At 71.1% G+C, this 23,920-nt stretch carries 20 protein-coding genes; 10 read left to right on the top strand and 10 right to left on the bottom strand.

The features are described from left to right. Positions 1-2: 2 nt before the first annotated feature. From KIP79_RS40485 to KIP79_RS40505, 5 genes are all read left to right on the top strand, one after another. Positions 3-767 (top strand): enoyl-CoA hydratase family protein, encoded by a 765-nt coding sequence (locus tag KIP79_RS40485; protein WP_214110333.1) that lies wholly within the window; start codon positions 3-5, stop codon positions 765-767. Next, complete coding sequence (locus tag KIP79_RS40490; RefSeq protein WP_214110334.1) at positions 764-2,524, top strand: acyclic terpene utilization AtuA family protein; 1,761 nt, start codon at positions 764-766, stop codon at positions 2,522-2,524. Before KIP79_RS40485 ends, KIP79_RS40490 begins: the two co-directional genes overlap by 4 nt. A 64-nt stretch (positions 2,525-2,588) precedes the next feature. Then, positions 2,589-2,825: a hypothetical protein gene (locus KIP79_RS40495; protein ID WP_214110335.1), complete on the top strand. Its 237-nt coding sequence runs from the start codon at positions 2,589-2,591 to the stop codon at positions 2,823-2,825. A gap of 152 nt (positions 2,826-2,977) precedes the next feature. Next, positions 2,978-3,829 (top strand): helix-turn-helix domain-containing protein, encoded by an 852-nt coding sequence (locus tag KIP79_RS40500; protein WP_214110336.1) that lies wholly within the window; start codon positions 2,978-2,980, stop codon positions 3,827-3,829. An 83-nt stretch (positions 3,830-3,912) separates the two neighbouring features. After that, entirely contained in the window at positions 3,913-4,158 is a 246-nt protein-coding gene (locus KIP79_RS40505) for a hypothetical protein (RefSeq protein WP_250214652.1), read from the top strand. Here the strand turns inward: KIP79_RS40505 and KIP79_RS40510 are convergent. Genes KIP79_RS40510 through KIP79_RS40520 form a run of 3 tightly spaced genes read right to left on the bottom strand, consistent with a single transcriptional unit; the run spans position 4,131 to position 8,270 of the window. Next, positions 4,131-5,534 carry an aspartate aminotransferase family protein gene (locus tag KIP79_RS40510; protein WP_214110338.1) on the bottom strand — a complete coding sequence of 468 codons (1,404 nt, stop codon included), beginning with the start codon at positions 5,532-5,534 and terminating at the stop codon, positions 4,131-4,133. The two genes, KIP79_RS40505 and KIP79_RS40510, sit on opposite strands and share 28 nt — an antisense overlap. A 1-nt stretch (position 5,535) precedes the next feature. After that, a complete protein-coding gene (locus KIP79_RS40515) occupies positions 5,536-6,666 on the bottom strand; it encodes an aromatic ring-hydroxylating oxygenase subunit alpha (protein ID WP_214110339.1) in 1,131 nt (376 codons plus the stop codon). Further along, positions 6,663-8,270 (bottom strand): phytoene desaturase family protein, encoded by a 1,608-nt coding sequence (locus tag KIP79_RS40520; protein ID WP_214110340.1) that lies wholly within the window; start codon positions 8,268-8,270, stop codon positions 6,663-6,665. The genes KIP79_RS40515 and KIP79_RS40520 overlap by 4 nt, the downstream gene beginning before the upstream one ends. 143 nt (positions 8,271-8,413) lie before the next feature. Between KIP79_RS40520 and KIP79_RS40525 the strand changes: the two genes are divergently transcribed. From KIP79_RS40525 to KIP79_RS40535, 3 genes are read left to right on the top strand one after another with little or no spacing between them, the layout of a single operon-like run. Then, positions 8,414-9,610 carry a polyamine ABC transporter substrate-binding protein gene (locus KIP79_RS40525; protein WP_214110341.1) on the top strand — a complete coding sequence of 399 codons (1,197 nt, stop codon included), beginning with the start codon at positions 8,414-8,416 and terminating at the stop codon, positions 9,608-9,610. Beyond that, positions 9,607-10,494, top strand: a complete 888-nt coding sequence (locus KIP79_RS47890) for an ABC transporter permease (RefSeq protein ID WP_214110342.1) — start codon at positions 9,607-9,609, stop codon at positions 10,492-10,494. The genes KIP79_RS40525 and KIP79_RS47890 overlap by 4 nt, the downstream gene beginning before the upstream one ends. Continuing rightward, positions 10,491-11,318: an ABC transporter permease gene (locus tag KIP79_RS40535; RefSeq protein WP_214110343.1), complete on the top strand. Its 828-nt coding sequence runs from the start codon at positions 10,491-10,493 to the stop codon at positions 11,316-11,318. Before KIP79_RS47890 ends, KIP79_RS40535 begins: the two co-directional genes overlap by 4 nt. Here the strand turns inward: KIP79_RS40535 and KIP79_RS40540 are convergent. Together KIP79_RS40540 and KIP79_RS40545 are read right to left on the bottom strand one after the other, a co-directional pair. Next, positions 11,315-12,478, bottom strand: coding sequence for an acyl-CoA dehydrogenase family protein (locus KIP79_RS40540; protein WP_214110344.1), 1,164 nt, complete (start codon positions 12,476-12,478; stop codon positions 11,315-11,317). The two genes, KIP79_RS40535 and KIP79_RS40540, sit on opposite strands and share 4 nt — an antisense overlap. A gap of 77 nt (positions 12,479-12,555) precedes the next feature. Continuing rightward, positions 12,556-13,191: a TetR/AcrR family transcriptional regulator gene (locus tag KIP79_RS40545; protein ID WP_214110345.1), complete on the bottom strand. Its 636-nt coding sequence runs from the start codon at positions 13,189-13,191 to the stop codon at positions 12,556-12,558. Between the two features lie 95 nt (positions 13,192-13,286). On the opposite strand from KIP79_RS40545, the gene KIP79_RS40550 reads away from it, so the two are divergent. Continuing rightward, complete coding sequence (locus KIP79_RS40550; RefSeq protein WP_214110346.1) at positions 13,287-15,305, top strand: acetate--CoA ligase family protein; 2,019 nt, start codon at positions 13,287-13,289, stop codon at positions 15,303-15,305. A 25-nt stretch (positions 15,306-15,330) separates the two neighbouring features. Continuing rightward, the gene (locus KIP79_RS40555; protein WP_214110347.1) at positions 15,331-16,548 is read left to right on the top strand and encodes an NHL repeat-containing protein; all 1,218 of its coding nucleotides are present in this window, start codon (positions 15,331-15,333) and stop codon (positions 16,546-16,548) included. Here the strand turns inward: KIP79_RS40555 and KIP79_RS40560 are convergent. The 5 genes from KIP79_RS40560 to KIP79_RS40580 all read right to left on the bottom strand — a co-directional run bounded on the left by KIP79_RS40560 (position 16,538) and on the right by KIP79_RS40580 (position 23,553). Beyond that, positions 16,538-18,523 (bottom strand): mannosyltransferase YkcB-related protein, encoded by a 1,986-nt coding sequence (locus KIP79_RS40560; protein WP_214110348.1) that lies wholly within the window; start codon positions 18,521-18,523, stop codon positions 16,538-16,540. The genes KIP79_RS40555 and KIP79_RS40560 overlap by 11 nt on opposite strands. After that, positions 18,520-19,710, bottom strand: a complete 1,191-nt coding sequence (locus KIP79_RS40565) for a bifunctional glycosyltransferase family 2/GtrA family protein (protein WP_214110349.1) — start codon at positions 19,708-19,710, stop codon at positions 18,520-18,522. Before KIP79_RS40565 ends, KIP79_RS40560 begins: the two co-directional genes overlap by 4 nt. Before the next feature lie 69 nt (positions 19,711-19,779). Next, the gene (locus KIP79_RS40570; RefSeq protein WP_308170153.1) at positions 19,780-21,153 is read right to left on the bottom strand and encodes a sensor histidine kinase; all 1,374 of its coding nucleotides are present in this window, start codon (positions 21,151-21,153) and stop codon (positions 19,780-19,782) included. Next, a complete protein-coding gene (locus KIP79_RS40575) occupies positions 21,150-21,845 on the bottom strand; it encodes a response regulator transcription factor (protein WP_308170154.1) in 696 nt (231 codons plus the stop codon). Before KIP79_RS40575 ends, KIP79_RS40570 begins: the two co-directional genes overlap by 4 nt. A gap of 187 nt (positions 21,846-22,032) precedes the next feature. Further along, positions 22,033-23,553, bottom strand: a complete 1,521-nt coding sequence (locus KIP79_RS40580; protein WP_214110350.1) for a phytoene desaturase family protein — start codon at positions 23,551-23,553, stop codon at positions 22,033-22,035. Between the last annotated feature and the right edge of the window lie 367 nt (positions 23,554-23,920).

A 23,920-nucleotide genomic window follows, 5' to 3' on the forward strand; every position in this document is an offset into this window, starting at 1 on the left:
AGATGGAAAACGTGGTGCACCTGGCGGTGGAGCGGGGCGTCGCGACGGTCACCCTCGACTCGCCCCGGAACCGCAATGCCCTGTCCCGGCAGTTGGTGGAGGAGCTCTCCGGCCATTTGGAGGCGGTCACCGCCGACGAAGCGGTGCGGGCTGTGCTGCTCACCCACACCGGATCGGTCTTCTGCGCCGGGGCCGACCTGGGCGAGGCCGCCGCCGAGGGCATGGAGGCGGGCAGTCGCCGCCTGATCGACCTGCTCACCCTCATCGTCGAGTTGCCCAAGCCGGTGGTGGCCATGGTCACCGGCAAGGCCAGGGCGGGCGGGCTCGGCGTGCTCGGGGCCTGTGACATCGTGCTCGCCGACGCGGGCGGCGACTACGCCTTCACCGAGGCCCGGCTGGGGCTCAGCCCGGCGATGATCTCGCTCACCCTGCTGCCCCGGCTGGACCCGCGCGCCGCCGGGCAGTACTTCATCACCGGCGAGACCTTCGACGCGGCGGAGGCCGAACGCATCGGCCTGATCACCCGGGCGGTGCCCGCGCCCGGCCTGGCGGAGGCGGTGGAGAGCGTGCTGGACGGGCTCCGGCTGGCCTCGCCGCAGGGTCTGGCCGAGTCCAAGCGCCTTGTCACCGAGCCGGTTCGGCGGGCGCTCGCCGAGCGGGGCGCGGAGATGGCCACCCTGTCCGCGCGGCTCTTCTCCTCCCCGGAGGCCCGCGAGGGTATGAGCGCCTTCCTCCAGAAACGACCGCCGAGCTGGGCCGTGCGGTGACCGGGCCGCTGCGGATCGCCAACTGCTCCGGCTTCTACGGAGACCGGCTGTCGGCGGCGCGGGAGATGGTCGAGGGCGGGCGGATCGACGTGCTCACCGGCGACTGGCTGGCCGAGCTGACCCTGCTCATCCTGGCGGGGAACCGGCGCAAGGGCCGTCCCGGCTACGCCACCACGTTCCTGCGGCAGCTGGAGCAGGTGCTGGGCGCCTGCCAGGAGCGGGGCATCCGGATCGTGGCCAACGCCGGCGGTCTCGACCCGGCCGGGTGCGCGGAGGCGGTCGCCGAGCTGGCCACCCGGCTCGGCCTGCACGGCCTGCGCATCGCCCACGTCACCGGCGACGACCTGCTGACCTCGCTCGCCGGGGAGCCGCTGGTCAACGCCGACACCGGGGAGATCCTGGCCGCCCAGCCGGTCACCGTCAACGCGTATCTGGGCGGGCGGCCGATCGCGACGGCGCTGGCGGCCGGGGCGGACGTGGTGGTGACCGGCAGGGTCACCGACGCCGCGCTGGTCACCGGGCCCGGAATGTGGCGGTTCGGCTGGGGTCCGGAAGACCTGGACCCGCTGGCGGGGTCGGTGGTGGCCGGGCACGTCATCGAGTGCGGCTGCCAGGCCACCGGCGGCAACTACGCGTTCTTCGACGAGGTGCCCGACCTGGCGCACGCCGGGTTCCCCATCGCCGAGCTGCACCCGGACGGCTCCGCGGTGATCACCAAGCATCCCGGCACGGGCGGGCTGGTCAGCGTGGGCACGGTCACCGCCCAGCTGCTCTACGAGATCGCCTCGCCCCGCTACCTCGGGCCCGACGTGACCGCCCGCTTCGACACCGTACGGCTCACGCAGGAGGGCCCCGACCGGGTCCTGGTCTCCGGGGTGACCGGGGAGCCGCCGCCGGAGACGCTCAAGGTCGCCGTCAACCACCTGGGCGGCTACCGGAACACCATGACGCTGGTGCTCACCGGGCTGGACATCCCGGCCAAGGCGCGGCTGGCCGAGCAGGCGATCTGGGCCAGGGTGCCCAGGGACTCCTTCGAGCAGGTCCACGTCGACCTGGTGGAAGGCAGCGAGACCGCGCTGCTGCGCATCACCGTGCTGGACCCGGACCCGGCGAAGGCCGGGCGCGCCTTCTCCTCGGCGGTGGTGGAGACCGGCCTGGCCTCCTATCCGGGCCTGTACGCCATGGCCCCGCCGGGCGAGGCCACCCCATACGGGGTCTACTGGCCGGTCACGGTCCCCCGCGACCTGGTCAAGCCCGTGGTCTGGCTGGACGGCCGCCGCATCCCCGTGGACCCCGCGCCGCCCCCGCTCCCGGAGCCGGAGCCCGCGGTCGAGCCCACTCTCCCGTACGGCACCCACGTCGGCCCCTGGACGTCGGCGGGGCTGCCGCTGCCACCCGACCATCCCCCGCTGGAGCCCTTCGGGAAGATCGCCGGGGCGCGTTCCGGGGACAAGGGCGGGAACGCCAACGTCGGGGTCTGGGTGCGGACGCTGGAGCAGTACAGCTGGCTGACCGGCTACCTCACCCCCGACCGCCTGCGCGAGCTGCTGCCCGAGACCCGCGCCTGCCGGATCGACCGTTTCGAGCTGCCCAACCTGCTGGCCGTCAACTTCGTGGTGCACGGCCTGCTCGGCCGGGGTGTGGCGGCCTCGCCGCTGCTCGACCCGCAGGCGAAGGCGCTGGGTGAGCGGCTACGGGCCGCGCTGGTACCGCTGCCCCGGACAAACGTGACGAACGGCCATTCCCCCGAAACATGAGTCCCCCTACAATTGCCCGCAATTGCGCGATTTTTCGTGCCTTTTCGGGGAAGGGGACATCCTCATGCGACTGAGATTTCTAGGGTCCACCTCCGAGGCGGGCGCCTGCCCGTCCCTCTACGAGACCGACCGGGGCACCATCGTGGTGCAGGGACTGGAGCTCGTGGACGCGGAGGCGCGCGGCGATCTGCGCCACGTGCTGGACGGCGAGACCGCGGTGGAGGTGCCCCGCGAGCTGCTGGTGGAGATCGCCCGACGGGTGCTGGTTCACGAGAAAACCGTCCCACAGCCAGCCGCATAGCCCCTGATCAGGGGACTCGCCGCGGCGGCTGTCCAGATCACGCCTTTCTCATGAAGAATTGAGACCTGAACTGATCAACTCTTAGGGAGTTCCCTATGGCCTGACGGTCACGATGCGTCTACCTTTGAGCGCACTATGGCCGGAGGTGAGTGGTGAGCGGGTTCCAGCAAGCTCGGATCGATCTTGGACTCCAGCTTCGGCAATTGCGGGAGAGCGCCCACCTGTCCGGCAAGGATCTGGCCGAGCGCCTGTCCTGGCAGCCCTCCAAGGTGTCCCGGATCGAGAACGCGCGGCAGACCGCCACCGAGGACGACGTGGTGGTCTGGGCGCAGGCCGTACAGGCCGAGCCGACCACCATGGACAACCTGATCCAGCAGGCGGTGGGGCTGGTGGAACGCCAGGACTCCTGGCGCGGGCGGCACAAGAGCGGGCTGGCCGCGCTGCAGGAGGACATCAGGGACCTGGAGTCGCGGACCCGGCTGTTCCGCGCCTTCGAACCGGGCGTGGTGGTCGGACTGCTCCAGACCGCCGAGTACGCCCGGCACATCTTCACCAAGGTGCGCCGCCTCTACGACGCCACCGACGACGTGGACGCGGCCATCCGGGTGCGCATGCAGCGGCAGGAGATCCTCTACGACCCCACCCGCACCTTCCGGTTCGTGGTGCCCGAGGCGGTGCTGTACTACCGGCTGGCCCCGGTGGACGTGATGCGCGGCCAGCTGGACCGGCTGCTGGCCGTCACCACCCTGCCCAACGTGGAGTTCGGCGTGCTGCCGTTCACCACGCCGCTGCCCTCCTCCCCGCTGAACGCCTTCTGGATCTACAACGACGCGCTGGCCGCGGTGCCCACCCGGACCAAGGACATCCTGCTCCGCGACCCCGACGACATCGCCTTCTACGCCCGGGCCTTCGAGGAGTACGCCGAGGTGGCCAGCTTCCGCGAGGAGGCCAGGGCGATCATCGTCAAGGCCGCCGACGCGTACGCCAAACAATCGACGGATTGATCACTTCAATTGCTTGCTCTGTAGAAGTCAGGCGTGCAATCCTTTTCCCTTGACCGGGAGGTGATTGTGCAATGCTGGACACAATGTCATGCCTTGAGCGGTTCGCCGCGGCCACGCGGGAGCACATCGATCTTTCGGTCCGGGTGATGACGGCGGCGCCGCCCCGGGTCCAGGTGCGCAACCGGTTCAGCGAGAACCTCACCGAGACGGTCACCGTCACCGGCAACGGCGCCTTCATCACCTCCTGGGGCTACCGGCTCGGCACCGTCGACTCCGTCGAGGACGCCGCCGCCCGGCTGGCCTACCTGATGGCCGCACTCCCCGCGTAGTCCCGCGCCATCCGCTCCAGGTTGAGCAGGAACCGGCGGGCGTCGTCCTCACCGTGCTGCACCGAGAGCGTCCACTGCTCGCACTTGCCCCACGGGGGCAGGAACACCCCGCCGTTGTGCTGGTAGAGCCAGTGCGCCTGGCCCCACTCCTCGGGGTAGTCCAGGAAGTCCCGGTAGTCGCGGAGCAGCCGATCGTGGAAGATCACCGCGCCCTTGGCGCCGAAGGACTGCACGTAGCCGGGCAGGCCGTACCGTGCCAGCACCGCCTGGGCGCCCTCGGTCATGATCCTTCTGAGCCGGTCGAAGTGCCGGTAGGCGTCGGCGTCCAGCACCTCCAGCAGGGTGCTCCGGGCCGCGGCCATGGTCAGCGGGTTGCCGTTGAAGGTGCCGACCTGCTCGTACACGCCCTCGGCGATAAGGCCCATCAGTTCGGGGGTGCCGCCGATGGCGCCGCACGGCAGGCCGCCGCCGAGCGCCTTGGCCAGGCAGACCAGGTCGGGGACCACGCCGAACAGCTCGGTGACGCCGCCAGGGGCCACCGCCAGGCCGGTCTTGACCTCGTCGAAGGCCAGGTAGGCCCCGTACCGGTTGAGCAGGGCCTTCAGGGACGCCAGGTAACCGTCCGGCGGCGGGATCAGGCCGATGTTCATCATCACCGGCTCGATGATCATGCCGGCGATCTCGTTCGGGTTCTCGATCAGCACCCGCTCGACCGCCTCCAGGTCGCCGAACGGGACCACCACGGTCAGCCGGGCCAGGTCGGGGGGCACGGCCGGGCCCTGCCGCACCGACCGGGGGCGCAGCGGCGGCCCGGCGTCCTCGGGGGACGGGTAGACCGAGACCTGCACAGAATCGTGGTGGCCGTGGTAGCTGCCCTCCACCTTGATGATCTTCATGCGGCCGGTGGCCACCCGCATCAGGTGCACCGCGTCCATGGTGGACTCGGTGCCGGAGTTGCCGAACCGCCACATCGGCAGGCCGAACCGGCGGGCCAGCTCGCGGGCCACCTCGACGGCGTTCTCGGTGGGCTGGGCGAAGTGGGTGCCCTTGCGGACCCGCTCGGCCACCGCGGCCACCACCGCAGGGTGGGCGTGCCCGACCAGGCCGACCCCGAAGCCGCCGTGCAGGTCGACGTAGGAGGTGCCGTCCACGTCCACGACCCGGGAGCCGGAGCCGTGCGAGATCCAGACCGCGCCGGGCGGGGCGTCCTGCCAGTTGGAGGCCACCCCGCCGGGAAGCACGTCCTCGCATTCGCGGCGGATGCGCCGGGATTCCGTGGTGCGGGCCAGGAAGATCTCCTCCTGGCGGGCGATCAGGTTTTCCAGGTTTCCGATGCTGTCTGGGCGAACCGTGATCGGCTCGCTGACGACGGACATTTCAGATCCTCTCCGGAAGGGCCGGGGCGCGGCCCGTGAGATAGGCGGTCGCCATGGTGGCGATCCACTGGTAGGTGACGTCCTCATCGGTGGAGAACGGGCCAGGCACGTAGCCGCGGGAGGAGACCCCCCGCTGCACGCCCTCGCAGGCCGCCCAGTCCTGCCGGTTGGTGAGGTCCCAGAAGTCGACCGCGTACGCCGTGTCGGTCGTGCCGGGCGGGAAGAGCCACTGGCAGGTCACCTTGGTGCGGCCCGCGCTCAGCGGCTCCATCACGTGCGTCATCACGTAGTCGGGGTGCAGGCTGAGCAGCACGTTGGGGAACAGGTGCAGGTACTCCACGATGCGCAGCCGCTCGCCGGTGATGCCCGGCAGCGGCCCCGCCGCCGAGGAGCCGTCCATGGACATGGTGGCGGCGCCCTCGACCAGGTCCATCCTGCCGCCCGCCCACAGGCCCGCCGGGCGGTAGTTGTCGCCGCTGTCGGGCGGGGAGACCCGGCAGAGCTCGGGGTGGATGGCCGGGCAGTGGTAGCACTCGTGGTAGTTCTCGATGATCAGCTTCCAGTTGGCGTCCAGCACGTACTCATGGGAGGCGGCCACCTCCAGGCCGGCCATGCCGTACGGGGCGACGATCTCCTCCAGGCCGGTCAGGTACTCCGCGATGGGCGGGGCGTCGCCGGAGGCATTGACGAACACGAAGCCGTGCCACTCGGTGACGGGCACCGGCACCAGGCCCAGGCCGGGCGGCGTCGCCTCCCTGGGCACCTTGTGCAGGTCGCCGCGCAGGTCGTAGACCCAGTTGTGGTACGGGCAGGCGATGAACCGGCCGGTGGCGCTGGAGCCGCAGGGCAGCAGTTCGTGGCCACGGTGACGGCAGACGTTGTAGAAGCCGCGCAGCGCGCCGTCCTCGTCCCGGACCAGCAGCACCGAGTCGTCGCCGACGGCCACCGCCATCCGGGACCGGGGGGCCAGCGTGGTGGCCCGGCCCGCGCACACCCAGCCGCCGCCGAAGACCACCCGGCGCTCCCAGTCCAGGACCGCGTCGTCGGTGTACGCCTCCCGGGGCAGCATCATCCCGGGCGGCTCCAGGCAGGCGCGGACGGCGTCGAGCTCCAAGGGGGCGGTCTGCGTCATTTCCACCACTTCCTGTCTTTAAGCACACGTTTGCCACAGAGATAACCAGCAATTCCCGTCACACCGCCACCACCGTGGGTGGCCGACGAGCACTGGTAGAGCCCCTTGACCGGTGTGGTGTAGTCCGCGTAGCCGGGGGCCGGGCGCAGGTGGAAGAGCTGGTCCGGGGAGAGCTCGCCGTGGAAGATGTTGCCGCCGACCAGGCCGTACTCCTCGGCCATCTGGTGTGGGCCGATCACCTGGCGGTGCAGCACGGACGCCTTGAAGCCGGGGGCGAGCCGGTCGTAGCCGTCGATCACCCGGTCCGCGTACGCGTCGAGCTCCTCGGTGTGCGGCTCGTCCGCCCAGGTGTGCGGGACCCACTGGGTGAACATCGACATGATGTGGGTGCCCTCGGGCGAGAGCGACTTGTCCAGGGTGGTGGGGATGACGCTGTCGGAGAAGGGCGCGGTGGCGGCGCGCCCGGCGCGGGCGTCCTGGAACGCCTGCTCGACGTACTCGATGGAGTGGCAGAGCTCCACCGACCCGCTCAGCTGCTCCTCCGTCAGCTCCGGATTCGCGGTGAACCTCGGGAGCTCGGCGAGGGCCACGTTGATCTTGACGACGCCGCTGCGGGAGCGCCAGCGTTCCATGTCGGCGACGAACTCCGCCGGGAGCCGGGACCGCTCGATCTGCTCCAGGAAGGTGATCCTGGGATGCGTGGCCGCCACCACGATCCTGGCGTGGAACTCCCGGCCGTCCTTGAGCGCGACCCCGGTGACCCGGCCGTCCGCCACGAGGATGCGCGCCACCGGCGCGTCGGTGAGCACGGTGGCCCCGAACGCCTCCGCCGAGCTCCGGATCGCCGCGCCGACCGCGCCCATGCCGCCCACCGGGTAACCCCAGCTGCCCATCTTGCCGTCGCCGACGTCGCCGATGGTGTGGTGCATCATCACGTACGCGGTGCCGGGCTCGGCCGGGCCCGCCCAGGTGCCGATCACGCCGTTGATCGCCATCATGCCCTTGACCTCGGGCGACTCGAACCACTCGTCGAGCAGGTCGGCGACCGACATGGTGAACAGCCGGACCGCGTCGGCCGCCCCCCGGGTGGACAGGCCACGCATGCCCCAGGCCAGCCGGAGCTGGTCGAGCAGATCGCGCGGGCGGGTGGAGCCGACGTTCGGCGGGGTCTTCATCAGCAGCGGGGAGAGCACGTCGCCGATGCCCTTCAGCCAGGCCTCGTACTTCGGCATGTTCTCGGCGTCCTTCTTGGAGAAGGCGGCCAGCTGGGCGTACTCGTGGGCGGGGTCGCCGGTCTCGGTGAGCAGCGAGCGGCCATCGGGGAAGGGCACGAAGGAGGGGCCCATCGGGATGACCCGGTAGCCGTGCTCGGTCAGGCGCAGGTCCTTCAGGATGGTGGGGGGCATCAGGCTCATCACGTACGAGAGCGCGGTGACCTTGAACTCGGGGCCCCAGGGGGTTTCCGTGGTGGCGGCGCCGCCGGTGACCGGGCGGGCCTCCAGCACGAGCGGCGACAGGCCGGCCCGGGCCAGATAGGCGGCGGCGACCAACCCGTTGTGCCCGCCTCCCACCACGATCGCGTCGTAGGTCTGCTTCAGGTCCACCGATTGGAACCCCTTCTGCGCGGCGTTACGACCCGGGAAACTTGTGCCCGCAAGCCTTGTTACCTGTGGGCCTCAGCGACAGACTAACTGGGCAACCAGTCAGTCTGGCAAGAGGTGATTTGCGTTCCAGAAGAGAGACCGCCATGCCCCCCTCGATAGATAGACGGAAGTTTCTGCTGGTCAGCGCACTCGCCGGGGTGACCGCCGCGTGCGGTTCCGATCCCACCCGGCGGCCCTCCGCAGCCTCGGCGGTGCCGCTCAGCCGTACCGACTCGCCGGCCGCGCTGCCACTGCACGACGACGTGCCGATGATCGCCAACGGCCTCTCCCCGGAGAGCGGTGGCACCCTGAAGCTGCTCAACTACGCCGAGTACATCTCCCCCGATGTGGTGAAAAAGTTCGGCAAAGAGCACGGGGTGGAGGTGGAGATCACCACCTTCACCACCATGGACGAGGCGATCGCCAAGCTCCGCACCGCCGGGACCAGCTTCGACGTGTGGTTCCCCACCCCCGACGTGATCGCCAAGGCGGCGGTGGGCAAGCTGGTGCAGCCGCTGAACAAGACCTACCTCGGCAACCTGGGCAACGCCTGGCCGCAGCTGCAGAACCCGTTCTACGACGAGGGTTCGCGGTACACGGTGCCGTACAACGCCTACACCACCGGGATCGGGTACCGGGCCGACAAGGTCAAGGAGGTCACCGGGTACGACCTGCTGTGGAACCCGGCGTACAACGGCAAGGCGTACCTGATCGACGACGCCCGCGAGGCGCTGGCGCTGGCCATGCTGAAGAACGGGTCCATCGAGATCAACACCGAGGAGCCCGGCAAGATCACCAAGGCGGGGGCCTGGCTGACCGAGCTGGTGGACCTGATGAACATCAAGGTCGGGGTCACCGCGTACCAGTACATTCCCGAGGGCCAGGCGACCGTGCACCACTGCTGGTCCGGGGACATGGTCAACGCGCAGTCGTACCTGCCGAAGGGCGTCGAGGCCGACGTGCTCGGCTACTGGTACCCCGACGACAACACCGGCGTGGTCGGCACCGACGCGATGGCCGTGCCGCGCGGCGCCACCAAGCCGGTCCTCGCCCACCTGCTCATCAACCACCTGCTGGACAACGCCGTCGCCCAGGAGAACTTCTCCTACACCGGATACCAGCCCGCGCTGACCGCGATCACCCCCGAGAAGATGGTCACCGACGAGTTCGTCACCGAGCAGCTCAAGAGCACCATCGTCACCCCCGAGGTGTACGCGCGCAGCCAGCAGATCTTCCAGATCAGCCCCGCCGCCGAGGCGCTCTGGAACGACTCCTGGGCGCAGTTCAAGGCAGGCCAGTGAGGCGTCGCACAGGGTTCTGGGCCGCGCTGGCCGCGCCCGGAACCCTCTGGATCGTCGCCCTGTTCGCGGTGCCGTTCTACGCGGTCGCCGCCGTCGCGTTCGGCTACACCGACCCCGTGTTCAACTCCCCCGTGCCGGAGTGGGACCCCCGCTACTGGGACCTCACCGCGTTCGGGGAGATCCTCGACCGCTCGCTCACCGGCGACCTGCGGCCGGTGTTCCTGCGGACCTTCCTGTACGTGCTGCTCGCGCTGGCCGTCTGCCTGCTGGTGGGCTACCCGGTGGCCTACTACCTGGCCCGGCACGCGGGGCGGCGGCGCGGGCTGCTGCTGGCGCTCATCCTGGCCCCGTGGTGGGTCAACTACATCACCCGCATGCTGGCCTGGCTCAACCTGCTCCAGGACGACGGGTACGTCAACGACCTGCTGCTGCTCACCCGGCTGGTGGACGAGCCGGTGCGGTGGCTGTCGGGCAACCCGGTGACCGTGGTGCTGGCCCTGGTCTACGGCTACATCCCGTTCTTCATCGTGCCGCTGTTCTCGGCGCTGGACCGGATCGACGAGCGACTGCTGGAGGCGGCCAGGGACCTGGGCTGCTCGGGGCGGCGGGCGTTCTGGCACGTCACGCTGCCGCTGTCCCGGCCGGGGCTGATGACGGCGGGGGCGATCACGGCGCTGCCCATGTTCGGGGACTACTACACCAACAGTTTGGTTTCCGGCTCCCCCACCACGACCATGATCGCCAACCAGATCGAGTTCTACCTGCTCGGCGGGACCCGGAAGGAGCTCGGGGCCTCGCTGGTGCTGCTGCTGTCCGCCCTGCTGATGGTGCTCATGGCGTACTACCTGGTGTCCAGCAGGCGGGCCGAGGAGGCGGGGGCATGAGACGCAGACCCCTCGTGCTGGCCACGGTCACCTGGGCGTACGTCGTGTGGTCGCTGGTGCCGGTGCTGATCGCCATCCAGTTCTCCTTCAACGACGGCAAGTCGCGCAGCACCTGGCAGGGCTTCTCGTTCCAGTGGTACGCGGGGAACCCGAACTCGGTAGCCGGGGATCCCTCGCTGCGTCTGGCGCTGGTCAACAGCCTGGTGCTGGCCACGCTGACCACGCTCATCGCCACCCCGCTCGGGGTGGCCATGGCGCTCGGGCTGGCCCGCTGGAAGGGCCGGACGAGCCGGGCGGCCAACGGGCTGATGCTGCTGCCGCTGGCCACCCCCGAGATCGTCATGGGCAGCGCGCTCTACCTGGTCTTCACCAACCTCTACCTGTTCGTGCCGCTGGGGATGCCGGCCCAGGTGCTCGGGCACGTGACGTTCTCGGTGTCGTACGTGGTGGTGATCGTCCGGTCCCGGCTGGTCTCGATCGGGACCGACTACGAGGAGGCGGCCAGGGACCTGGGCTGTGGCCGGCTGACCGCGTTGCGGCTGATCGTGCTGCCGCTGCTGGCCCCGGCCGTGTTCGCGGGCGCGATGATCGTCTTCGCCTCGTCCATGGACGACTTCGTGATCTCGGCCTTCCTGTCCCCGGACGCCTCCTCGGCGACCGTGCCGATCAAGCTCTACAGCGCGGTGCGGAACGCGCCGTCCCCGGCACTGAACGCGCTGGCCACGCTGCTGCTGGTCGGGTCGGCGGTGGCCCTGGTGCTCGCCTGGCTGGTGCTGCGGCGACGGACGGGGAGCAAGGCCCTGGAACAGCTGGCCTCGCTCTAGGCAATCACCGGACGGACGCCCCGGCGTTCCAGGGAGCGGGCGATGATCAGACGCTGGATCTCGCTGGTGCCCTCCCAGATCCGGTCAACCCGGAGTTCGCGGAGGAAGCGTTCGGCGACGTTGGTGCGCATGTACCCGCGCCCGCCGAAGGTCTGCACCGCGCGGTCGGCGCAGCGGTAGGCGGCCTCGCTGGCGAAGAGCTTGGCCAGCGAGGCCTTGGCGTGGACGACCTTGCGATCGGCGCCCGCGTCGGACAGCGCGGCCACCTCGTAGACCATCAGCCGGGCGGCGGCCGCGTCGGCCGCCGAGTCGGCCAGCGGGAAGGCGACCCCCTGGTGGTCGATCAGCCGGGCGCCGCCCTGCTCCCGGGTGGTCGCCCAGGCCACGGCCTCCTCCAGCAGGCGGCCCATCGCGGCCACACAGTGCACGGCGATGCCGAGCCGCTCCTCCACGAACCAGTTCTGCTGGAGCGCGTCGGCCGCGCCCAGGCCGCCGAACACGGCCTCCGGACCGACCCGCACCCCGGTCAGCCGGAGGGTGGGGTGGCCGTGCGGGAAGGTGTGGGTGAACAGAGGGCTGTCGGCGAACTCCAGGCCCTCGGCGTCGGCGTCCACGATGAACAGCGTCGGGCCGTGGCCTTCGACCTGGGCCACCACGATGTGCGCGGCGGCCACGTCGCCGCTGGTCACGAACCACTTCTCGCCGTCCAGGCGCCAGCCGTCGCCGTCCGGGACCGCCGTGGTGGTGATGCCGGAGGGGTCGGATCCGGCGTGTTCCTCGGTCACCGCGTACGAGATCCAGGCTTCGCCGCGCAGGGCGGGGCGCAGGTACTTCTCGATCTGCTCGGGGGTGCCGGCGGCCAGCACGTTGTAGGCGTCGGGCACCCACCACCACAGGCCGTTGGTGTTCCGGCCGAACTGCTCGTGCACCACCACGTAGTCGGTGGCCGACCAGCCCTGGCCGCCGTGCGCGGGGTCGTGCCTGCCGCCGTTCAGCCGGGCCGCCACCGCCGCCTTCATGATCGCCTCGACGTCCTCGGCCGGGAGGCGGCCGCCCGCGCGTTCCGCGGCCTCCTCGCGCGGGATCAGCACCTGGTCCACGAACGCCTTGGCCCGCTCCCGCAACTCGCCCTGCTCGGCGGTCAACCGCACCAGCGACATGCCCCACCCCTTTAACTGATTGGTCACCCAGTCAAATAGGGGTGGACAAGTGTGTCAATAGCGGGCTTTCCCCAAGGTCAGGCCGGGAACGACTCGCGCGCGACGCCGACCTCGTGGCAGGCGGCGATCCTGGCGTGCTCCAGCAGGCGCTTGCGGGACATCGCCCCGGAGTGCAGCGTGTAGCGCACGACCAGCCCGTCCAGCATGCCGTCGAGGCGCTCGGCCGCGCCGTTCGGGTCGTCGCAGACGAACTCGCCCTTCTGCACGCCCTCGGAGATCACCTCGGCCAGGATCTCGATCCAGCCGCCCTCCAGTTCCAGGAGGATCTCCCGGACGTGCGGCTCCCGCACCCCTAAGGCCCAGGCGTCCAGCCAGAGGATCCAGCTCTGGTCGGAGCGGGAACTGGGGATGTAGTAGCGCAACACCCGGTCCAGCCGCTGGATGGCGGTCCCCGGGCCGGCGATGATCTCCCGCAGCCGTTTGACCTCGGTCTCCGAGGTGGCGCGCAACATCGCGGTGATCAGATCGTCCTTGGTGGCGAAGTGGTAATGGATCAAGCCACCGCTGACATTGGTCGCCTTCGCGATATCCGCGACCCGAGTGCTGGCCAGCCCTCGTTCGAGCACGACACGCCGGGCGGCGTCCAGCAGTTCGGCCCGGCGCTGATCAGCCTGATCGGCCCGGCTACTCCGGGCGCCCTCCGCACTGCGCACACCGGCAAGACTACCGCAGTACGGGGTCCGTTTCGGGGGGAGCAGACAACCCTACCCTTGACGGTTGACTGGTCAACCAACCAGTGTGGGAAAATGTGAATCCGGCACGTCTGCTCGCACCCAGGTCCATCGCCGTGGTGGGCGCCTCCACCCGGCCCGGCTCGTACGGAAACCAGGCCGTGGCCAATCTGGTGGCGGCCGGATTCGCCGGACCGGTGTTCGGGGTGCATCCGACGGCGGCCGAGGTACACGGCGTGCCGTGCTTCCCGACGATCGCCGATCTGCCGCTCGCGCCGGACGCGCTGGTGATCGCCACCCCCGCCGCCACGGTGCCGGGACTGGTGGCCGAGGCGGGCGCGTACGGGTGCGGGGGCGCGGTGGTCCTGGCGGCGGGCTTCGCCGAGGTGGCCGGGGGGCGGGCGCTCCAGGACGAACTGGTGACGGCGGCCCGGCGGTACGGCCTGCCGGTCTGCGGACCCAACGGGAACGGCATCGTCTCGGTGACGCACCGGGCGCCGCTCTGGGGGGACGCCTACACCCCGCGCCGTCCCGGGCCGGTGGCGCTGGTCTCGCAGAGTGGGAACGTGGCGGTGAACGCGCTGCTCAGCACCCGGGCGCTGGGGCTGCACACGGTGGTCTCCTGCGGGAACCAGGCGGTGCTGGACGCGGCCGACTACCTGTCGGCGCTGGCGGAGCTGGACGGCGTGCGGTCGGTGGCGCTCTACCTGGAGGACGAGGGCGACGGGGAGCGCCTGGCGGTGGCCCTGGCGGACTGCGCCGAGCAGGGCATCAGGGTCGCCGTGCTGAAGGCGGGGAGCAGCGTGCTGGGGGCCGCGGCCGCCGCCGCGCACACGGGATCGGTGGCCGGGGACGCGCGGGTCTCGCGGGCGCTGGTCGAGGAGGCCGGGGGCGCCTGGGCGCGCAATCCGCACGAGCTGCTCGAACTGGCCAAGACCCTGGCGATCCGGCGGCCGTCCCGGGCGCCCGGCGTGCTGGTGGTGACCTGTTCCGGCGGGGACGCGGCCACGGCCGCCGACGAGGCCGAGCGGCTGGGGGTGCCGTTGCCGGCCCTCGCTCCGGGGACCGAGCGGGCGCTCGGTGGTGTGCTGCCCGCGACGGCGACGCCGGGGAATCCGCTGGACTACACCGCGGTGATCTTCGGCGAGGTGGAACGCACCGCGGAGCTGATCACTATCGCCGCCCAGGACGCCGCGGTCGGGCCGGTGCTGGTGTACTACGACCGGCCTGCCCGGATGTCGGAGGAGGCCGCCGAGAGCTGGGACGGGGCGCTCGACGGGATCATCCTGGCCGCCTCCCGCCTCGACCAGCCGGTTCTGGTCGCGTCGACCCTGCCCGAGCTGATGCCGGAGGCGACCGCGGAACAGCTGGCCGCGCACGGCGTCGTCCCGGTGGCGGGGCTTTCCGAAGGGCTGCTCTGCGCGGGGGCGCTCCTCGGTCCGGTCCCGGATCCCGTGCGGCTCAAGGACATCGCGGCGGCGGCCGGGCGTCTGGAGTCTGGGGGCTGGCTTGCCGAGCATCGGGCGAAGGAACTGCTCGCCGGGCGGGGAATCCCGGTTCCCCGGGGCCGGGTGGTCGCCGATCCCGAGGACGCGGTCCGCGCCGTCGGCGAATTCGGGGGAAATATCGCGATAAAGGCCAGTTCGGAGGGCATTCAGCATAAATCGCGGATTGGCGCTCTGGTGCTGGGCGCGGACGCCGACCAGGCGCGTGCCGCGTTTCCCCGGCTGCGCGCCTTCGGCGAGGTCCTGGCCGAGGAGATGGTGACCCCCGGCGTGGAGGTCCTGGTCGCCGTCCGTCGTGACGGGCTTGTTCCCGTGCTCGTCCTGGGCCTCGGCGGCGTCTGGGTCGAACTCCTGGACGATGTGGCCTTGATCCCGCTGCCCGCCGACGCCGCCAGGGTGAGCCGTGCCCTGTCGACGCTGAAGGCCCACCCTCTACTCAAGTCCGGAAATATCGGGAAATTGGTTGAACTAGCGGTGGCGGTTGGGGAGCTGGCGATGGACGAGGGTCTGGGGCTGGTCGAGCTGAACCCGGTGTTCGTCCGGCCCGACGGCGTGGTCGCGGTCGACGCGGTGATCCGCCGGGGAACCTGAGCGCCCCCGCCGGTGTACCGAGGGCATGAAGCGACGCGCATTCCTGGCACTCTGCGGCGGAATCACGCTGACGGGCGCCTGCGCGGGCCCCGACCGGCCCGCCGCGAGCCCCTCGCTGCCTCCCAAGAGCTCCCTGCTGTACGCCGAGACCCCCGGCGGCCTGTCGGTCATCGACTCCGCCACCGGCCTGCCCCTCGCCGCCGCCATGCTGGCCGACACCAACTGGAACCGGCTCTACACCCTCACCGGCCGATCCCTGATCACCCTGGACGGCAAGGGCGGCGAGCTCACCCGTACACCCGTTCCGGGCGGGGCGGCCGTCCGCACGGTCTCTCCCTCGGGCCTGCGCGTGGTGCTGGCCGACCCCGCCCCGGCCGACCCGTACGGCGCCGGAGGCCGTACCACCACCCGCCTGGTCGTCGCCGACCCCACGGGCGCCCGCCCCGCCAGGACGTACAAGCTGGACGGGAACTACCAGCCGGACGCCTTCTCCACCGCCGACAGCCACCTCTTCCTGGTGGACTACCTCCCGGCCGGTCACCCGGAGGGCTACCGGGTGCGCGTGCTGGACCTCGCCACCGGCGCGGTCGGCCCGGTGCTGACCCGGCTGAAGCAGGCCGTCCCGGAAGGCGCGGAAGAGATCATGCGCGGCGACGGGCGGCTGGGCGTGCCGTCCCCCGAGGGCGACCGGCTGTACACGCTCTACACCCACCAGCCCAACCACCTGCACACCCGCGACCTGGTGGCGGGCCGCTCCACCGGCGTGCACGCCTTCGTCCACGTCCTCAGCCTGACCGAACACTGGGCGTACTGCCTGGACCTGCCCGACCCCTTCGGCCACGGCCCGGCCGAAAGCCACGCCGTCGCCGTCAGCCCCTCCGGCCTGTACGTCTTCGACACCGCGAACGGCCAGGTCCTGCGCGCCCAGACCCCCGACCTGGAGGCGGTGTCCACGGCCGCCATCCCCAAGTCCGAGGGCCCCGCCCACGCCGCCGCCACCGACGACGCGATCTACCTCGCCGCCGGGACGAACGTCCTCACCCTCGACCCCCACACCCTCGCGGTCCGGCACACGACCCCGATCCCGGGGACACCGCGCGGCCTGACCGTGGACCGGGACGGCACCTTCTGGCTGGGCCTGTCCGGCGCCGCCGTCCACCTCGCCCCGTCGGACGGCGCCGAACTCGCCCGGGTGTCCATCCCCGGCCTGGTCGCCCTCCGGCACGCCAGGCTCATGTTGTGACCACATCCGTGGCGGCCAGTTCGTAGAGGGTGGTGTTCTCGGTTGTGCCGCCGTATTCGGAGGCGTCGACGAGGGTTCCGTGCTCCCGCACCCAGGCGGTGATCTCGGAGCTTCCGCCACGGTCTCCGTCGCCGACCATGATGTAGCGGAGTTGGCCGGAGGCCACGTACGACGCCAGCTTCTCGACGGTCATCGCCGGGTCGGAACCCGTGAAGCCGCCCATCGCGATCACCGGGCGTCCGGTCGAAAGAATCAGCGAGGACGCGCTCTGCGCGCTGCTCACCGCCACCAGCCAGGTCGCGCCTCCCTGGTTCCGCACCAGGTAGTCGGCCATCTCCGACGTCACCTGATCACGCCCGCCGCCAGGTCCACGCCCGAACCCGATATCGCCGCCCTCAGGGGGCATTCCGCCCAGGTGCCCCGATCCGCCAAGTTCGCCGGGTTCGCCGCGCATCCCAGGGAATCCGCCGCCGCCAGGCATGCCCATGCCACCGCGAGTGGCCGGCCCGGCCGTGGGGTTCGTCCCGTTCACCGCCGAACTGAGGGGCGTGACGGCGAACGCGGCGGGTGCGGCCAGGCCCGCCACGAGCGTGGCCACGATCGACACGGCGGCCACCCTCCGCGCGCCGAACGCCCGCGCCGCGAGAGCGAGGACCGCCACCACGGTCGCCGCCGCCACCGCCCACCACAGCCAGGGCACGAAGTCAGGCGTACGGCGCAGGACCACGACCGCCCAGCCACCGGTCACCGCGACTCCCACCGGGAGCACCCACGCCCAGCCACGGGGCGCCCGCCACAGCAGGACCACGCCGATACCGGTCAGGGCGGCGACGGCGGGCGCCATGGCCGTCGTGTAGTACGGATGGAAGGTCCCGCTCGACAGGCTGAACACCGCGAAGTGCACGACCAGCCAGCCGCCCCAGAGCAGCAGCGCCGCCCGCACGGCCGGTCGCCGGAACGCGAGCCACAACCCGGCGATCAGGGCGATCCCCGCGAAGGGCAGCAGCCACGAGATCTGACCGGCCATGACCTCGTTGAACAGGCGCCCGATCCCCGCCTCGCCGCCGAAGGAGGCGCCGCCGCCCCGGCCGCCCCCGCCGCCGAAGATCCGGCCGAGCCCGTTGTACCCGACGACGAGATCCCAGACCGTGTTGTCCGTGCTGCCGCCGATGTACGGCCGCGACGCCGCCGGCCACAGATCCACGACCACCATCCACCACGCGCTGGACACCACCAGCGCGACCCCGGCGACCAGCAGCCGCCCGAACCTGCGCACCAGCGTGCCGGGCGCGGCGTACAGGTAGACCAGCGCGAACGCCGGAACCACCAGATACGCCTGGAGCATCTTGGTGTTGAACGCGAACCCGACCAGCACGGCCGAGATCACGATCGTCCGGAGCCTGCCGGTGCGGATCGCCTCCAGGCAGAACCAGGCCGCCAGCACCAGCAGCAGCGCCAGGATCGTGTCGGGGTTGTTGTCCCGGTTGATGGCCACGGTGATCGGCGTCAGCGCCATCACCAGGGCGGCGATCAGCGCGGCGGCGTGCGCAGCCCTGCGGGGAGCCAGCGAACGCCGTACCGCGGAATGGACCAGGCCGACCGTGGCCACCCCCGCGACGGCCTGCGGCAGGAGCAGGCTCCACGTGCCGAAGCCGAAGATCCGCGCCGACAGGCCCATCACCCAGAGGGCGAACGGCGGCTTGTCCACCGTGATGAAGGAGCCCGCGTCGAGCGCGCCGAAGAAGAAGGCGTGCCAGCTGCGCGTTCCGGACAGCACGGCCGCCGAGTAGTACGCGTTGGCGTAGCCGCCCGCGCCCAGCGCCCAGGTGTAGAGAACCGCCGCCAGGCCGAGCACGCCCCACAGGGCGGGACGCGCCCACACCGGATCCCCCACCGCACCGAGGAAGGTCCGCGCCAGTGCTCCCCTGGCCCGATGGCCCGCCACGACGTGTTTCGGAGTCAGAGTGGCGGTCATCGGACCCTCCGGTTCGGGTGGAAGACCCAGCCGCGCAGCAGCGCGAACCGCACCACGGTCGCCACCAGGTTGGCGCCGATCACCGTGACCAGTTCCACCAACCGGGACGCCGTGGCCGGCAGCGACGCCAGGGCGGCCGTGGTGACCGCGAGCCCGACCGCGAACGCGATCAGCCCCTCCAACTGGTGCCGCACCATCCCCGCCCGGGCGCGGACCCCGAAGGTGAACCGCCGGTTGGCCGCCGTGTTCGCGACCGCCGTGACCAGCAGCGCCAGAAAGTTGGCCGCCACCGAGGGCAGCGCGAGCCGGAAGCCGGAGTACAACACCAGGTACGCCAGCGTGCTGACCAGTCCGACCACCACGAAGACCGGGATCTGCCGCGCCATGCCGCCACCCGGTCCCGTACGCCTGGCGGTGACCAGGTCGCCGCCGTCCGACAGCGTCACGCGGGCGACCCTGGCCAGGCCGCGCAGATCGTCCAGGGCGGTACGGACGATGTCGACCCGGCTGTCGGGGTCGTCCACCCAGTCGACGGGCACCTCGTGGATGCGCAGGCCGTGCCGCTCCGCCAGCAGGAGCAGCTCGGTGTCGAAGAACCATCCCTCGTCCTCGACGGCGGGCAGCAGCGCCTGGACGACCTCGGTGCGGGCGGCCTTGAACCCGCACTGGGCGTCGGAGAAGCGCGCCCCGAGGACCGCGCGGAGCAGCAGGTTGTAGGCGCGCGAGACGAGTTCGCGTTTCGGGCCGCGCACCACGTTGGCCGCCGCCGACAGCCGGGTTCCGATGGCCAGGTCGCTGTGGCCGGACATGAGGGGCGCGATCAGCGGCAGGAAGGCGTCCAGGTCGGTGGACAGGTCCACGTCCATGTAGCTGACCACATCGGCGTCGCTCAGCGTCCAGACCCGGCGCAGGGCGCGGCCCCGTCCCTTCTCGGACAGGTGGATGGCCCGTACCCCGGGCAGTTCCCTGGCCAGGTCCTCCGCGATGGCCCAGGTGTCGTCCGTGCTGGCGTTGTCGGCGATGGTGACGCGGAAGCCGTACGGGAAGTCGCGGGAGAGGTGGGCGTGCAGGCGCCGGATGCTGTCGGCCAGCACGCGCCGCTCGTTGTGGACCGGGACCACGATCTCGACGAGCCGGGTCCGGTTGGACGCTTCGGCCGGTGGCGGGAAAACCGTTGTTGTGCTCATGCCGTTCAAGCTCGCGGACCGATCTTGAACGGCGCTGAGCCGTTCGTTAAGACCGAATGAGAAGGCAGTTCAGGGTGCCGGTTCGCTGCCGGGGAGGCGGATGGTGGCCAGGGTGCCGCCGTCCGGCGGGCTGGCGAGGGTGACCTCGCCGCACGCGCCGCGGACCGCCTGGGCGACGATGGCCAGGCCGAGGCCCGAGCCGGGCAGGCTGCGGGCCGACGGGGAGCGCCAGAAGCGGTCGAAGACGTGCGGCAGCTCGTCGTCGGGGATGCCGGGGCCCTCGTCCCGGACGGTCAGCACGCCGTCGCGGAGCCGTACGGTCACCTGCCCGCCGGGCGGGCTGAACTTCACGGCGTTGTCCAGGACGTTGACCGCCGCCCTGGCCAGCCCGCGGGCGTCCCCGTGCACCCGCCAGGGGCGCAGCTCCACGTCGAACCGCAGGCCGGGGCCACGCCGCCGGGCCCGCTCCACCGCCGCCGCGACCACGTCGTGGAACTCCACATCGGTGGAGAGCTCCCCGGTCTCGGCGTTCCTGGAGAGTTCGAGCAGGTCGCCGATGAGGCTGGACATCTCCTCGAACTGCTCCTTGACGCTGACCAGCAACCGGCGCTTGGCGTCGGGGTCGAGCGGCCGGCCGGTGTTCTCGCTGCGCAGCAGCAGATCGATGTTGGTGCGCAGGCTGGTCAGCGGGGTGCGCAGCTCGTGTCCCGCGTCGGCGACGAGCCGCCGCTGCCGGTCCCTGGAACTGGACAGGGCGGCGGTCATCGTGTTGAACGAGGCGCTCAGCCGGGCGATCTCGTCGGTTCCCGCCACCGGGATGCGGACCGTGAGGTCCTCGGTGCGGGCGATGTGCTCCACCACCCCGGTCAGCCTGCCCACCGGGTGCAGGGCGGTGCGGGCCAGCCAGAGCCCGGCCAGCGCGGCGCCGAGCACCCCGACGGCGGTCACGGCGGTCAGCACCAGGCCGAGCACGCCCAGCGCCGCGTCGATGTCGTCGATGGGGCGGAACACGCTGAGCGCCAGCGGTCCCGGCAACTCGCCGGCGTGCGGCCCCGGCCGGAAGAGCTCGGTGTGGACGAGCACGGAGGCGCCGTCCTCGGTGGTCGCCTCCCTGACGATCGGGGCGCCGCCGGAGGCGGTCAGCGCGATCTCCTGGGCGGTCGGCGTGATCTGCGCGTACCCGCCGGGGCAGACCGTTCCGTCGGAGCGGATCACCTGCCAGCTCCGGCCCGCGGGATCCATCTTCGGCGAGTACGCCGACGGTTGCCCGCACGCCATCAGCGCCCGCGCCACCTGTTCGTCCGGCACCGGGCGCTCGATCTGCTCGACGACCTGGCCGTACAGCTGGCCCCTGACCAGCAGCCAGCTGGCCCCGGCGCAGACGGCGATGGCCACCGCGACCGCGACCGTGATCAGCAGGGTCAGCCGGCGGCGCAGGCTCACGGTGCTGTCCGCAGCACGTACCCGACGCCGCGCACGGTGTGGATCAGCCGGGGCAGGCCGCCCGCCTCGGTCTTGCGGCGCAGGTACATGACGTACACGTCCAGGGAGTTGGAGGACGGCTCGAAGTCGAAACCCCAGACCTGGCTGAGGATCTGCTCGCGGGTGAGCACCTGGCGCGGGTGGGCCAGGAAGAGTTCGAGGAGCAGGTACTCGGTGCGGGTCAGGTCCAGGGGGTTACCGTCCCTGGTGACCTCGCGGGACGCCGTGTCCATCCGCAGCCCCGCGTAGGCGAGCACGTCTGATGAGGCCGGGCTGGACAGGGCGCTGCGGCGCAGCAGCGCGCGGACCCTGGCCAGCAGTTCGTCCAGCTCGAACGGCTTGACCAGGTAGTCGTCGGCGCCCGCGTCCAGACCGGAGACCCGGTCGCCGACCGCGTCCCTGGCGGTGAGCATCAGCACCGGCACGTGGTCGCCCCCCTGCCGGAGCCGCCTACAGGCGGTCAGGCCGTCCAGGCGGGGCATCATCACGTCCAGCAGGACGGCGTCGTACGACTCCCGCGCCAGCTCCTCCAAGGCGGTCTGGCCGTCGGCGGCCGTGGCCACCTGGTATCCCTCGAATTCCAGGCTGTTGCGCAGCGCGTCGCGCAACGCGGGCTCGTCGTCCACCACCAGCAGCCGTGCGCTCTCACTCACGGGTCCACGGTAGTCAGGCTTTATGAGAGCCGCCTGAATCACGTTATTAGATCTTTAGTCGCCTCATGAGAGCCGCCCGAGCACGGCCATCGCAGCATCGTGCCCAGGCGAGTCACCTCGTGGAGTTATGAGAGCCGCCCCAGCACGGCCATCGCAGCATCGTGCCCAGGCGAGTCACCTCGTGGAGTTATGAGAGCCGCCCGAGCACGGCCATCGCAGCGTTGTGTCCCGGAATGCCGCTGACGCCGCCGCCACGCCTGGCCCCCGCGCCGCACAGCAGCAGTCGCTCGTGCGCCGTTTCCACGCCCCAGGGGCCGTCCTCGTCGGACTCGGCGAACGGCCAGCTCAGATCGCGGTGGAAGATGTGGCCGCCCGGCAGTCCCGCCTCCCGCTCCAGGTCGAGCGGGGTCTTGGCCTCCAGGCAGAGTTCGCCGGAGGGGGTGCGCAGCAGGCAGTCCTCGATCGGCTCGGCCAGCACGCTGTTGATCGAGGCGAGAGTGTGGCGGATCGCCTCCTCCTTGGCGCCGTCGCGCTCGAACAGCCGGGCGGGCAGGTGCAGGCCGAACAGGGTCATCGTCTGGGCCCCGGAGGCGCGCAGATCCGGGCCGAGGATGGACGGGTCGGTCAGCGAGTGGCAGTAGACCTCGGCGGGCGGTAGCGCCGGGATCCGCCCCGCGCTCGCCTCCGCGTACGCCGCAGCCAGCTGGTCGCGGCTCTCGTTGATGTGGAACGTGCCGCTGAACGCCTCCCGGGGGTCCACGTCCGGGTCCTTCAGCCGAGGCAGCCGGGAGAGCACCATGTTCACCTTGAGCTGGGCCCCCTCGGGCTTCTCCGGGGTCTCCCCCAGCAACCGGGCCAGCACGGCCGGGGGCAGGTTGGCCAGCACGTGACCACCGCTTACGGTGTGCTCCCGCCCGTCCAGCGTGAAGGTCACCTCTCCGTTGCCCGGGTCCACCCCGGTGACCTCCGCCCCGGTACGGATCTCCGCTCCGGCCGCCCTCGCGATCCCCGCCAGCCCCTCGGTGACCGCGCCCATGCCGCCCACCGGGACGTTCCAGTCCCCCGTCCCGTCGCCGATCACGTGATACAGGAAACACCGGTTCGCCAGCAGGTCGCTGTCCGGATCGGCGAAGGTTCCGATCAGCGCGTCGGTGAGCACCACGCCTCGCACCGTGTCATCCGCGAACCGCTCCGCCACCACCTGCCCGATCGGCCGCTCGAACAGGTCCCGCCAGGCTTCCGCGCCCACCAGCCCTCGGAACTCGTCCCTCCCCCGCAGCGGCTCCAGCAACGTCGGCGCGACCCGCTGCGCCACCTCGGCCGTCATCGCGTAGAACCGCCGCCAGGCGGTCAGATCCCCCGTCCCCCCGGTCACCTTGGCGAACGAGGCCACCGTACGGTCCTCGTCCCCGTTGTCCACCAGCAGCCCGGTCCCGTTCACCGGCGTGTACGAGGCGAACCTCCGCCGCTTGAGCTCCAGCTCCAGCCCCAGATCCCGCACGACTTTGCCCGGCAGCAGACTCACCAAATACGAGTACCGCGACAGCCGAGCCTCCACCCCTGCGAACGCCCGCGCCGACACCGCCAGCCCACCCACATGCCCGAACCGCTCCAGCACCAGCACCTGCCGCCCGGCCTTGGCCAGATAAGCCGCCGCAACCAGCCCGTTGTGCCCGCCACCCAGCACCACGACGTCATACCGCGTCATCGCAGAAATCCTTTACCTCATCGACTCTTCAGAGAATCCGGGCAACCTTCGGGCACCAGGGAAGCGGGAGTATCCGCAGAGAAGTAGATGAGGCCCTTAGAGGCCGGTCTGCCAGTGAGGTTCAGGGCAAGGGGCACTCATAACCCCGACACTACATGTCCCCTTTTGTCATGACTAGTAGCGATATGTCACCCTACCCCCACAAGCCAAAACGAAGCGCTGACAACACATCCGATCACCCACCCGCCCACAGTGATTACCCCACCCACCCTTCTGCCCCTCCGGCTCCAGCCCCGACTTCCACCGAAACGACCAACCACCACTCCGCCACACAAACCAGTTGCCGAAGCACACCCACCCACCCGCC

It is taken from the genome of Acrocarpospora catenulata, assembly GCF_018476525.1.
Lineage (GTDB): Bacteria > Actinomycetota > Actinomycetes > Streptosporangiales > Streptosporangiaceae > Acrocarpospora > Acrocarpospora catenulata.